The organism is Streptomyces sp. NPDC044921, from assembly GCF_056432865.1.
In genome coordinates this window covers 69,909-81,863 of sequence record NZ_JBWKIF010000019.1, presented here as the reverse complement: position 1 = coordinate 81,863, position 11,955 = coordinate 69,909, and the positions used below count along the sequence as shown (strand labels likewise).

Annotated in this window: 10 protein-coding genes; 7 read left to right on the top strand and 3 right to left on the bottom strand. The window is 72.6% G+C overall.

Going from position 1 to position 11,955, the window contains the following annotated elements:
* Window positions 1–28: 28 nt before the first annotated feature.
* Window positions 29–1,522 carry an amino acid permease gene (locus tag AC07DA_RS26985; RefSeq protein WP_479130780.1) on the bottom strand — a complete coding sequence of 498 codons (1,494 nt, stop codon included), beginning with the start codon at window positions 1,520–1,522 and terminating at the stop codon, window positions 29–31.
* A 279-nt stretch (window positions 1,523–1,801) separates the two neighbouring features.
* Here AC07DA_RS26985 and AC07DA_RS26980 point away from each other — a divergent pair, with 279 nt between their 5' ends.
* On the top strand, window positions 1,802–2,287 hold the full coding sequence (locus AC07DA_RS26980) for a ribose-5-phosphate isomerase (protein WP_479130779.1): 486 nt from the start codon (window positions 1,802–1,804) through the stop codon (window positions 2,285–2,287).
* Between the two features lie 939 nt (window positions 2,288–3,226).
* A complete protein-coding gene (locus AC07DA_RS26975) occupies window positions 3,227–4,036 on the top strand; it encodes an Fpg/Nei family DNA glycosylase (RefSeq protein ID WP_479130778.1) in 810 nt (269 codons plus the stop codon).
* A 39-nt stretch (window positions 4,037–4,075) separates the two neighbouring features.
* On the opposite strand, the gene AC07DA_RS26970 is transcribed toward AC07DA_RS26975, so the two are convergent.
* Window positions 4,076–5,341 carry a GNAT family N-acetyltransferase gene (locus tag AC07DA_RS26970; protein ID WP_479130777.1) on the bottom strand — a complete coding sequence of 422 codons (1,266 nt, stop codon included), beginning with the start codon at window positions 5,339–5,341 and terminating at the stop codon, window positions 4,076–4,078.
* A 162-nt stretch (window positions 5,342–5,503) separates the two neighbouring features.
* Here AC07DA_RS26970 and AC07DA_RS26965 point away from each other — a divergent pair, with 162 nt between their 5' ends.
* Both AC07DA_RS26965 and AC07DA_RS26960 read left to right on the top strand, forming a co-directional pair.
* Complete coding sequence (locus tag AC07DA_RS26965) at window positions 5,504–6,682, top strand: PP2C family protein-serine/threonine phosphatase (RefSeq protein ID WP_479130776.1); 1,179 nt, start codon at window positions 5,504–5,506, stop codon at window positions 6,680–6,682.
* A gap of 32 nt (window positions 6,683–6,714) precedes the next feature.
* The gene (locus AC07DA_RS26960) at window positions 6,715–7,176 is read left to right on the top strand and encodes an HD domain-containing protein (protein ID WP_479130775.1); all 462 of its coding nucleotides are present in this window, start codon (window positions 6,715–6,717) and stop codon (window positions 7,174–7,176) included.
* 14 nt (window positions 7,177–7,190) lie between these two features.
* On the opposite strand, the gene AC07DA_RS26955 is transcribed toward AC07DA_RS26960, so the two are convergent.
* On the bottom strand, window positions 7,191–8,375 hold the full coding sequence (locus AC07DA_RS26955; RefSeq protein WP_479130774.1) for an acyltransferase family protein: 1,185 nt from the start codon (window positions 8,373–8,375) through the stop codon (window positions 7,191–7,193).
* A 620-nt stretch (window positions 8,376–8,995) separates the two neighbouring features.
* Here AC07DA_RS26955 and AC07DA_RS26950 point away from each other — a divergent pair.
* The 3 genes from AC07DA_RS26950 (at window position 8,996) to AC07DA_RS26940 (ending at window position 11,928) form a co-directional block, all read left to right on the top strand.
* Window positions 8,996–9,190, top strand: a complete 195-nt coding sequence (locus tag AC07DA_RS26950; protein WP_190048403.1) for a hypothetical protein — start codon at window positions 8,996–8,998, stop codon at window positions 9,188–9,190.
* Between the two features lie 118 nt (window positions 9,191–9,308).
* Window positions 9,309–10,757: a serine/threonine-protein kinase gene (locus tag AC07DA_RS26945; protein WP_479130773.1), complete on the top strand. Its 1,449-nt coding sequence runs from the start codon at window positions 9,309–9,311 to the stop codon at window positions 10,755–10,757.
* Complete coding sequence (locus AC07DA_RS26940; RefSeq protein ID WP_479130772.1) at window positions 10,720–11,928, top strand: outer membrane protein assembly factor BamB family protein; 1,209 nt, start codon at window positions 10,720–10,722, stop codon at window positions 11,926–11,928. Before AC07DA_RS26945 ends, AC07DA_RS26940 begins: the two co-directional genes overlap by 38 nt.
* Window positions 11,929–11,955: the final 27 nt, after the last annotated feature.

Genomic DNA, 11,955 nt, shown 5'->3' with positions numbered 1-11,955 from the left:
CGCGCGGGAACGGCGAGAGCGTCAGGGCTCAGCCGGTCGAGACCTCGTTGCGCTCCTCCTCGCGCACCGCGGCCGCCGCGTCGGCGGTCCGCCGCCCGGCCCGCAGCTTCTCCTTCACGAAGGCGATGACGAGCACCACCGCGGCCACGAGCAGCGACAGCGAGATGGTGGTGCGCCCGTCGTGCTCGGTGTCGGTGAGCATGTAGCCGAGGATGAACACGATCAGCGCGGCCGTGGCCCAGGTCAGGTACGGGTACAGCCACATCTTCACGACGAGCTTCTCCGGCGCCTCGGCCTTGATGATCTTCCGCATGCGCAGCTGCGAGAAGCAGATCACCAGCCACACGAAGAGGGCGACCGCACCGCTGGAGTTCACCAGGAACAGGAAGACGGAGTCCGGGAACTTGTAGTTGAAGAACACGGCGACGAAGCCGAACGCGACGGACGCGAGGATCGCCGTGCGCGGCACGCCGTTGGCGGTCGTGCGGGCGAAGGACTTCGGCGCGTCGCCGCGCTGGCCGAGCGAGAAGGCCATGCGGGAGGCGGTGTAGAGGCCGGAGTTGAGGCAGGACAGCACCGAGGTCAGCACGATGAAGTTCATGATCTGACCGGCGTGCGGGATGCCGAGGGAGTTCAGCGCCGCGACGTAGGAGCCGTCCTCGGTGATGGACTTGCTGTCCCACGGCAGCAGGGCGACGACGACGAAGATCGAGCCCAGGTAGAAGACGGCCACACGCCAGATGATGCTGTTGGTGGCCTTGGTGACGGCCTGCTGCGGGTTCTCCGACTCACCGGCCGCGAGGGTGGCGATCTCACTGCCCATGAAGGAGAAGACGACGAGCAGCACACCGGTGAGGATGGCCCCGGCCCCGTTGGGCAGGAAACCGCCGTGCTCGGTGAGGTTGCCCAGCCCCGCCTGCTCGCTGTCGACACCCGGCAGCAGGCCGAACACGGCCAGCCCGCCGATGACGATGAACGCGGCGATGGCGACGACCTTGATGCCCGCGAACCAGAACTCGAACTCGCCGTAGGAGCCGACGGAGACGAGGTTGGTGGCGGTCAGCACGACCATCACGATCAGGGCCCAGGCCCACTGCGGTACGGCCGGTATCCAGCCCTCCAGGATCACGGCACCGGCGGTCGCCTCGACCGCGAGCACCACGACCCAGAAGAACCAGTACAGCCAGCCGATGGAGAACCCGGCCCAGGAGCCCAGCGCCCGGTCAGCGTGGGCGGAGAACGAACCCGAGGTCGGATTGGCGGCCGACATCTCGCCCAGCATCCGCATCACCAGCACCACGAGCGTGCCGACGAGGGCGTAGGAGAGCAGGATGCCGGGGCCGGCGGTGGCGATGCCGGAGCTGGACCCGACGAAGAGGCCGGCGCCGATCACACCGCCGATGGCGATCATCGACAGGTGCCGGTTCTTGAGCCCGGCCTGCAGCCCGGAGCCGTGCGCCCCGGGTTCGCCGGGGCCTTGGGGTTCGTTTCCGGTTGTCTTCGTCGTCGGCTGCGAGGTCATGGAACGGATTTCCTTTGCGCCGGGGAGTGGTACTTCCGTACGGGACCGCACGCGCCGTACGAACGGGGTGTGTCGCGGCGTGAGGGCGTACGGGGGGCTCGTACGAGCGGTGTACGAGCCGGTCCAGTGAATCGGAGGCGAACGTACAGGAGAACCTTTGAATCCAGATTGTTACTTGAGGTTTTCCTGAGCTTCCGTAATGCGGCTCACATTCGCCTCACGTTTTCATGAGCGCCACCCCGCGCGCTTTCCCTGAAACACCCGTGTCACACTCTCCCCATGCGCGTGTACCTCGGCTCGGACCATGCCGGCTACGAACTGAAGAACCACCTCGTCGAGTGGCTGAAGGAGGCGGGTCACGACCCCGTCGACTGCGGCCCGCACATCTACGACGCCCAGGACGACTACCCGCCGTTCTGCCTGCGCGCCGCGGAGCGCACGGCCGCGGACCCCGGCTCGCTCGGCATCGTCATCGGCGGTTCCGGCAACGGCGAGCAGATCGCCGCGAACAAGGTCAAGGGCGTCCGCGCGGCCCTCGCCTGGAGCGAGGAGACGGCGTCCCTCGGCCGCCAGCACAACAACGCCAACGTCGTGGCCGTCGGCGCCCGCATGCACTCCCAGGACGAGGCGACCAAGTTCGTCGAGGTGTTCCTGAACACCCCGTTCTCCGGTGACGAACGTCACATCCGCCGGATCGACATGCTGACGGCGTACGAAACGACCTCGGACCTCCCCCCGATCCCCCCGCACCACCCGCAGCAGTAGCCCGGCCCGGGCCACGCGCCCCGCAGCCGCTCGGGCCGTGGGAACAAGGTTCGCTCGCCGGGGGTCTCCCCCGGGGGTGAGCCGCCCTCCGCGGCCCGGTCCCTCCCGTGAGGGCTGCAAGGGACGCACTCACCGCCGAGGCCCGGAACTCGCGCCCCGTGAGGGAGGGGCACACCACCCAGTCCCTCCCGAAGCCCGGCGCCGACCCAGGGTGGGGTGCGAGTCACGTTCCCTGCCGAGGCCCGGCGTGGGCTCCCGCGTGAGGATACGAATCACGCAGTCCTGCCGAAGCCTGGCGTCGGCGTCGGTGCAGGGCGTGAGTTCGTGGTCCGTGCGGGAGCGTGGGTTCGGTGTTGGTGCAGGGTGTGAACCACCCAGTCCCTGCCCAAGCCTGGCGCCCGCCACCGTGCAGGGCACGAGTCGGCAGTCCCTGCGGGAGCCTGGGGTCGGCGCCGTGCAGGGTGTGAACCACCCAGTCCCTGCCCGAAGCCTGGCACCGGCCCCGTGCAGGGCACGAGTAGGCAGCCCCTGCGGGAGCCCGGCGCCGGCCCCCGTCCAGGGCGCACCCACCCAGGCCTTGCTCGGAGCCCGGCCCCGACCCCCCGTGCAGGGTGCAATCCACCCAGTCCCTGCCGGAGGCGGCCTGGCGCCCGCGCCCGCGCAGGGTCGAGTCAGGCAGCCGCTGCCGGAGCCCGGCGCCGGCCCCGTGTGGGGTGCGCATCACGCACTTCCTGCCGAGGTCCGGCGTCGGCGCCCCTGCGGGGTGCAGGGGACGCAGTCCCCGCCGGGGTCCGGGGCGGAGCCCCGGGCATGCGACCCTGGCCTGCCCATCGACCGTGTCGGGCGGGTGGGCGGGCGAGGATCCCGGTCCGGCCCGCGAACAGGCCGTGTCGGGCGGGCGGGTGGGCAAGAGACCACGACGACCACAGGGAGCACCCCGTGCCGGAAGGCCACACCATCCACCGTCTCGCCCAGGACTACGCCACAGCCTTCCGCGGCACCACCCCGCACGTCACCAGCCCCCAGGGCAAGTTCACCCCCGCCGCCACCCTCCTCACCGGCACGGAGCTCACCGCCACGGACGCCCACGGCAAACACCTCTTCCTCGGCTTCCGTGAAACCCACTGGGTGCACATCCACCTCGGCCTCTTCGGCAAGGTCACCGCGGGCCCGGCCCCCGCACCACCACCCACCGACACCGTCCGTCTGCGCCTCGCCAACGACACGGCCTACGTCGACCTCCGAGGTCCCACCACCTGCGCCCTGATCACGCCCCCGGAGAAGCAGGCGATACACGACCGCCTCGGCCCCGACCCGCTCCGCGCCGACGCCGACCCGGACACCGCGTACCGCCGCATCTGCCGCAGCCGTACGACGATCGCCGCCCTCCTCATGGACCAGAAGGTCATCGCCGGCGTCGGAAACGTCTACCGCGCCGAGGTGCTGTTCCGGCACAACATCGACCCGTACCGCCCCGGCAGGGACATCACGCCCACCGAGTGGCACGCGATCTGGACGGACCTCGTCGCCCTCATGCGCGAGGGCGTCCGCAACAACCGCATCGACACGGTCCGCCCGGAGCACACCCCGGAGGCGATGGGCCGCCCGCCCCGCGTGGACGACCACGGCGGCGAGGTGTACGTCTACCGCAGGGCCGACCTGCCCTGCCACATCTGCGGCGGCGAGATCCGCACCGCCGACCTCGCCGCCCGCAACCTCTTCTGGTGCCCCACCTGCCAGCGGTCCTGACCGGGCGGCGGCTTCAACGCCCTCGTCAGAGCCACCGCGTCAGAACCCGTGCGGCAACCACGGCGCCAGACCGTCACCTCCGCCCCCGCCCCCGAACGCCAGCGAGGCCTCGGCCAGCGCCCCCCGCCGTACCTCCCGCACCCGCCCCGCCGCCGCCAGCGACGCCAGCGACACGCCTCCGAGGTACGCCGCCCCCAACTCCCGTACCGACAGCACGACATCCGCCGCGTCCGCCGTACGCTCGCACGACGCCCCCTTCGGGTCGCCGCTCAGCCGCCAGCGCCCGGCGTTCCAGGGGCAGAACACGTCCTCCACCTCGAACACCACGTCCACCGGCGTCTGGTACGTCCGCGCCTCCAGCGCGGCCCCCACCTCCACCGGCCGGACGTACAGCGAGTCCCGCAGCCGCGGCAGACACCGCCGTATGTCGGACACCAGGTACTGCCACGCGTCGTCGACCGGCCGCCCCCGCGCCACCACCTTCGACGTCAGGTCGACATCGAACAGGAACCGCCACAGCGCCGCGTCCGCGGCGGGGTCCAGCGCGGCCAGGTTCTCCACGATCACCGCGCCGTTGGGCCCGGCGGTCTCCCACTCCGGCTTGATCCGGTACCGGGCGTACCCGACCGTCTCACCGTCCCGCTCCGCGACGACACACTGCAGCGGCGACGCGCCGCCCCGCTCGCTCTCCGGGTCGAGCACCCCGAGCCGCTCCCAGCCGGGCCGCCGCGCGAGCATCCCGGGCCGCGACGGCACCAGCCGGGCGTACACCGCCTCGCACGCGTCGAGCACCTCGGCCGGCGCCGCGTAGCGCAGCCGTACGTCGTCCGTGCCGGGCGGCACCGACAGCCGCGCCCGGCTGGTGTCGATCTCGGCGCTCAAGTGGTAGGCGGCGTTGCCGTATCCGAACCGTCCGTAGATCGCCGGCTCGCTGGCCGTGAGCACCGCCAGCGGCTCACCCCAGGCACGCACGTCGTCCAGCTGCCGGCGCATCATCGAGGTCAGCACGCCGCGCCGGCGATGGGTGGCGGCGACGCTCACCATCGTGACGCCCGCGGCCGGCACCGACGCCCCGCCCGGCACGGTCAGCCGGAACGTGAACGCCCCGGCCGTCCCCACGCACTCGTCCCCGGCCCACGCGCCGAGTGAACGGTCGAACTCGGTCAGTGAGTTCCACAACTCCCGTTCCTCGGCGGACTCCGGCACCCCGCCGAAGCCCCGGATCAGGGTGTTGTACCACTTGTCCCATTCGTCCTGCCGGAGTACCCGCAGGTCGGCCGAAGAGCCGGTCGCGTCAGTCGCCATGTGCCATGCCTACCAGGGCAATGCGGGACGAGCGAGGGAATTTCTCCCGGGCGACGGCGGTGCGGCGCGCGGTGAAGTTCACTGTGAAGTGCGCCCTCGGACGGGGGACAAGTGGGACCTCCCGTGCCAAGGGGCTGGTCCGATGGATAGGGTCCCGAACTAATGGCATCAGGACGAGAGCGGCGCGCGGAAGCCGACACGTTCACGGCCCGGTTGAAGAAGCAGTGGCACCGGGCCCGCGTCGGCGTGCGCCGGTCAGCCGTGGACTACTTCCGCGGCGACGGCTCGGACTGGATCGCCCTGGCCGGTCTGCTCCTGACGGTCCCGGTGATCGCGGCGGCGACGCTGGCCAACTCGGTGTGGTTCTCCCCGTCCGCCCTGGTCCTGCCGGTCGTCGTGGGCGGCCTGGTGCTGCGCCCGGCGAGCCTGCTCGGCCTGTACGCGGCGGCCGCCACGGCGCTGATCGTGGAGTCGGTGCGGCTCGGCCCCTACACGGAGGGCCCGTCCCGGGTCACTCCGGGCGTGGTGCTGGTGGTCGCGGCGTGCGGGTTCTTCGGACTGCTGCTCGCGCAGTTCCGCAGCCGGGTCGGCGTGCCCTGGCGGCGTGGCGGCACCATGCTGTTCGACCTGCGCGAGCGCATCCGGGTGCAGAGCAAGCTGCCCGGCCTGCCGGACGGCTGGCACCGCGAGATGGCCCTGCGCCCGGCGGGCGGCCAGTCCTTCTCCGGCGACTTCGTGGTGGCGGCCCGTACCAACGGCGGCCGCACCCTGGAGGTCGTCCTCACCGACGTCTCGGGCAAGGGCATGGACGCGGGCTCCCGCGCGCTGCTGCTGTCCGGCGCGTTCGGTGGCCTGCTCGGCTCCCTCCCGCCGCACGACTTCCTGCCGGCCGCCAACGGCTATCTGCTCCGCCAGGACTGGGACGAGGGCTTCGCCACCTCCATCCACCTGGTCCTGGACCTGGACTCCGGCGACTACGAGCTCTACTCCGCCGGTCACCCGCCGGGCCTGCAGCTCAGCGCCGGCACGGGCCGCTGGGAGGAGAAGGCGGCCGAGGGCCCGCTCCTCGGTGTCTACGACGGCGCCCAGTTCGACCCGGTGAAGGGCTCGTTGCGCCCCGGCGACGTGCTGATGCTGTTCACGGACGGCCTGGTGGAGACGTCCGACCGCGACATCGTCGAGGGCATCGACCGGCTGACCGGCGAGGCCGACCGCTATGTGGCCGGCGGGTTCCACGGCGCGGCCTGGCACCTCATCGAGGCGGTCGCCAAGGACGTCAACGACGACCGGGCGCTGCTGCTGATCTGCCGCGAGGGTCCCACGGCCGCCTCCGCCCGCTGAGGCGCCGCCGCGGGCGCAGGCACACTGGAGCCGTGACCGAGACATCCCGCACCCCGCTGACCCTGGCCCAGGTCGAGGCCACCGCCCGTGCCGCGCACGCCGGCCAGACGGACAAGGCCGGACGGCCCTACGAGGAACACCTGCGGGCCGTCGCGGAGGGCGTCCGGGCACGCGGCGGCGACGAGGAACAGGTCGCGGCGGCCTGGCTGCACGACGCCGTGGAGGACGACGCCCTCCCGGACCAGTGGCTGCGCGAGGCGGCGCTGAGCAGCCGGACGAAGGACATCGTGCGGGCGGTCACCAAGCGGCCGGGCGAGCCGCCCGAGGCGTACGCGGCCCGCATCCTCGCCACGCCCGGCGCGCTGCTGGTGAAGGAGGCGGACCTGGCGCACAACGCGGACCCGGCACGTCTCGCGGTCCTCGACGAGGCGACCCGTAAAAGACTGACCGAGAAGTACGCGCGGATGCGCGCACTTCTCGGTCTCGTCGGCTGAGGCCCGCGGGTGGGTCAGGCGTCGACCTTCTCGCGCTCACGCTCGCGCCGCTCGGCGCTCTGGCGCTCGCGGGCGAGCTCGGCCGCGTCCCGCTTGAAGGCCCACTCCATCTTCGGTTCCATCGCGAACCGGAACACGCGCCGCACCGGCTTGGTGCACAGCACCGTGACGACGGCGGCCGCGAGGACGGTCACCAGGATCTCACCGGCCGGGTGGTGGAGCCACGAGGCCTCGAACCAGCCCTGGTAGTCGCCGGCCTTCACCAGGAAGCCGTGCAGCAGGTAGCCGTAGAGCGTGCCGGCGCCGAGGGCGGTGAACCACATGTGGCGGCGCGGCACCCAGGCGAAGAAGCACGCGGTCAGCACCAGGGAGCAGCCGAACAGGGCGAGCACCATCACGGGGCCGGTCCACCACGGGGCGCCCAGCTCCTGCGCGGAGTCGCGGTGGTAGAACCACGCGGTGTTCATGCGCGGCACCGCCCACCAGCTGACGGCCAGGGCCGCCGCGAACACCGGCACCGACGCGATCCGCACCGAACGGCGGCGCACCATGTGGAAGTGCTCGGGCCGCATCGACAGGCCCAGCACGAAGAACGGCAGGAACTGCAGCACGCGCTGGAGGTCGAGGTCGTCGCCGATCGACGGGCTGACGGTCGCCAGCATGGCCAGACCGAGCGCGAGCGGCAGCGGCCAGCGGGCCAGCTTCCAGATGGGGGTGGTCAGCCGCCAGACGAACAGCGCGACCAGGAACCAGGTCAGGTACCAGGGGTCCAGGAGGCTGATCTCCTGGCCCGGGTCGTCGTCGATCCAGCGCTTGAAGAGCGGGTAGGCCGTCTCGAAGACGATGTAGGGCACGGCGACGCCGGTGATCAGGCGCTTCAGCCGGTCGGGCCGCATGTCGAAACTGCGGGAGAAGTAGCCGGAGATGATGATGAACGCCGGCATGTGGAACGCGTAGACGACCTGGTACGCGGCCTCGAGTATGCGGCTGTCGCCCTTGAGCGGTTCCCAGGCGTGGCCCATGGCCACCAGCACGATCGCGAGGTACTTGGCGTTGTCGAAGAACGCGTCGCGCTGCTTGCCGTTCTGCTTCTTCTGCGGGCTGTGCGGCGAGCGCGGGCCCGGCACTCCGTCGGCCGGTGACGCGGCCGGGGGAAGTGGCGCCTTGCGGTCGCCGTTCGGTCGCAGCGAGTTCGTCACAGACCCTCCCACCAGGAGCTCGGGGAGACGATCCGGGACCTCGCTGCGCTGACGGGGGACGAGGCAGCGTGGAACATCTGAGGCACCCTAGCGTTCCCTGCGGCTATTCGTAAAACGCCGGATGTGAATCCTGGCTATTCGTTCCGGGTACCCCGGATTACGGGTGGCTGACATGCCGTGCGCGTGATGGTCAACACACCGCCCGATGGCGGACCGTGAGCCGGACCTGGCCCTGCTTGTCTGGATACTTCCGGACTAAGTGGTGCATAAGTCCAGCAGGCGACTCCGGTGGAATGTCCGCTTCCGTGTTCTTCGGGCCCGCCTCGCAGGGGCGTTGATGAGGCCCTGGCAACAATTCGAATTCATGGCGAACGCGTTGTGTGGAGACGGAAACGATCCGGTTGAATTCTCCCTGCGGGTGGCGTCTCGAAATGCCGTACGAGCGCCCGTCGTTGAGCCGCCGGCCCCGGGCGGCGGGCACCCGCCCGGACAACACGGAGGTGGTCGATGCGTCAGCCGCCGCATAGCCCGGCCGGGTTGGTGGCACGATGGTTCTGGCGGGGTGCGCGGGGTCGCGTCCCCGGGCCGGGAGAGCGGACCGACCGAGGGTGTGATCAGTTGTGGCCATTTCACTGTCTGTGGTGCTGCTGTTGGCGATCATCCTTGTGGTGTTGCTGAGAGGCGGCTCCCTCAAGGCAGGTCCCGCGATCGTGGCGGTCCTCTTCGGCTTCTTCCTCGCCTCGACCGGCATGGCCGACGACATCCAGCGGTTCCTCAACTCGATAGCGGAGACCATCAACTCCATCAGCTTCTGACGGCCGGGACGGGCCCGCGCCACCCGAGCCCCGGGCCCGCCGCACGGACGGACACGCTCGCGGACGGTTACGCTCGCCCCACCACAGGACGGTCCGTGACGGGGGGGAACGTACAGGGGTGGCGCTGCGCGGCTCCGACCCGCCCGAGCTGGGCGGCTACCGCATCGAGGACCGTCTCGGCTCCGGCGGCATGGACGTCGTCTACCTCGCCCGCTCGGCCTCCGGCCGCCGCCTGGCGCTGAAAGTGGTGCACGGGCAGTACGCCGACGACGAGGAGTTCCGCACCCGCTTCCGCCGTGAGGTGGCCGCCGCCCGCCGGGTCAGCGGCGCCTTCACGGCCCCCGTCGTCGAAGCGGACGCCGACGCGCCGCGCCCCTGGATGGCCACCCTCTACATACCGGGCGCCGACCTCGGCACCCACGTCCGCCGGCACGGCCCGCTCCCGCCGCCCCGCCTGCGCGAACTCGCCGCCGGACTCGCCGAGGCACTGCGCGACATCCACCGCGCCGGAGTCGTCCACCGCGACCTGAAACCGGCCAACGTGATGCTCGCCGAGGACGGTCCCCGCGTCATCGGCTTCGGCATCTCCCGCGCCGCCGACTTCGCGCCCTCCGACGCCCTCACCCAGACCGGCCGCGTCATGGGCACGCCGCCCTTCATGTCCCCGGAGCAGTTCGCCTCACCCCAGGACGTCGGCCCGGCCGCCGACGTCTTCTCCCTCGGCTCGGTCCTCACCTACGCGGCCACCCGCCGCGGCCCCTTCGACAGCCCCAGCCCCTACGAGACGGCCCTCCGCGTCGTCGAGGGCGAGCCGGACCTGTCCGGCGTCCCGGCCGAGCTGCTCCCCGTCATCCGTGCCTGCCTGGACAAGCACCGGACGTCCCGCCCCACGGCGGACGACCTGCTCACCCGCCTCCGCGAGGGCACACCCCCGGCCCCCGCCCGGCCCCGCCCCGGCCGCCCGGACGCCGGAGCCCACACCGACACCCTGGCCGGACGCGCCCGCGACGGACCGGGACGCGCCCCCGCTGCGGCCGCCGACCGAGCCGGAGGCGCCCGCGCCCGACCGGGAGGCGTCCCCGCTGCGGCCGCTAACCGAGCCGGGGGCGCCCGCGACGGACCGGGAGGCGTTCCCGTTGCGGCCGCTGACCGAGCCGGAGGCGCCCGCGACGGACCGGGAGGCGTCCCCGCTGCGGCCGCTAACCGAGCCGGAGGCGTCCGCGCCCGACCGGAACGCGTCCCCGCTGCGGCCGCCGACCGAGCCGGAGGCGCCCGCGACGGACCGGGACGCGTCCCCGCTGCGGCCGCCGACCGAGCCGGAGGCGCCCGCGCGCGAGCGGCGCCCGCGTCACCGGCCCGCCGCGACACCGACGGCACGGAGCGGACCGGCGGGCGTCCCGCCCGGGACGCCACCACCCGGACCCGGACCCGGACCCGAGCGCCCTCGCCACCGCGTCCCGCGCCGTCTGCTGCTCCTGCCGGCGGCGGTGCTCGCCGTCCTCACCGCGGTCATCTCCAGCACCCTCGCCATGACGCGCGACGGGGACCCCGGCCCCTCCGCCGGTGACCTCCCCGGTGGCTGGAGGCCCTGGGCGAACGCGGCGAAGGCCCCGCCGGGCAGCGAGCGCGCCCTGGGCGGACCCGACAGCACCCTCACCGGCTGCGCCGCGGTCGACAGGTCCCTGGTGTGCGCCGGTGCCGAGCTCATGGCGACCCGTTTCGCCCTCGCCGACGGCCGCAACACCTGGTCCCGGCCCGTCGACCCCACGCCGGAGGGCGGCTCCGGCGACGAGGGCGCGCTCATCGGGACCGGCGACGGCCGCGTCTACGCCTGCGAAGCCGACGACCGCGACTCCGCGAACGCCGTCCGGACCACCTACACGGTGCACGCCCTGGCCGCCGACACCGGCGAGGTGCTCTGGCGGACACCCACCGGCACCGGCGAGAACGCGTCCGTGCCCGACAGCACGCACAGTGCGGCGGTGGCCGTACCCGAGGGCGTCGTCACCGCCTACGGGGACCGGGGTGACCAGTACGCCCTGCTCGACGCCGACACCGGCGAGGTCCGCTGGAAGCGGCCGAAGCCGGACCTCATGGACTGCCTGCTGCACTCGGTCGCCGGCCGCGCCTACCTCGCCTGCGTGGCCATCACGGACGAGGGGGAGACCGGCCGCACCACCGTCTCCCGGCTCGACCCCGCCACCGGAAAGGCCCGCTGGACCGTCGAGGTGAAGGGCACCGCGTACCTGCTCGGCCAGCACGACGGACGCCTGGTCCTCGCGGACACCGTCGGCACCGACCGCCCGCTGACCCTGATCGACGTCTCCTCGCACGTGCTCACCGTGCGCCGGCTCGCACAGCCCCGGCCCGCGGACGCCGACGCGCACCTGGTCCGCGGCACCCTCTGCTGCACGAGTGCGGGCGGCGGCGTCCGCGCGGTGTCACCGCGCACCGGCCGGACCCTGTGGGAAGCGAACTCCTCCGTGGAGCAGCCGGGCCCCCCGGCCGCCTCCGCCACCCACGCGTACGTGGCGTCCCCCAGCGGCCGCCTCGCCGCCCTGAACGCGCGCACCGGCAAGCCGGAGGGCACCCGCCCCGGCCGCGACGACGGCGGCCGCGCCGACAGCCTGTTCGCCACCGGGGGCGCCCGGCCCATCCTCGTCGGCGACGCCCTCTACGTCCCCTACGGCGTCCGCTCCGTCTACACGGTGGACGCGCGCGAGCTGGTGGACCGCTGAGAAAACACCTCGGGCCCGGTTCCGAGG

What these genes read in the sequence shown, in the direction of transcription:
- AC07DA_RS26970 (WP_479130777.1), bottom strand. Translation starts at nt 5,341, where the DNA reads ATGGCGACTGACGCGACCGGCTCTTCGGCCGACCTGCGGGTACTCCGG.
- AC07DA_RS26940 (WP_479130772.1), top strand. Translation starts at nt 10,720, where the DNA reads ATGACGCGCGACGGGGACCCCGGCCCCTCCGCCGGTGACCTCCCCGGT.
- AC07DA_RS26965 (WP_479130776.1), top strand. Translation starts at nt 5,504, where the DNA reads ATGGCATCAGGACGAGAGCGGCGCGCGGAAGCCGACACGTTCACGGCC.
- AC07DA_RS26985 (WP_479130780.1), bottom strand. Translation starts at nt 1,522, where the DNA reads ATGACCTCGCAGCCGACGACGAAGACAACCGGAAACGAACCCCAAGGC.
- AC07DA_RS26980 (WP_479130779.1), top strand. Translation starts at nt 1,802, where the DNA reads ATGCGCGTGTACCTCGGCTCGGACCATGCCGGCTACGAACTGAAGAAC.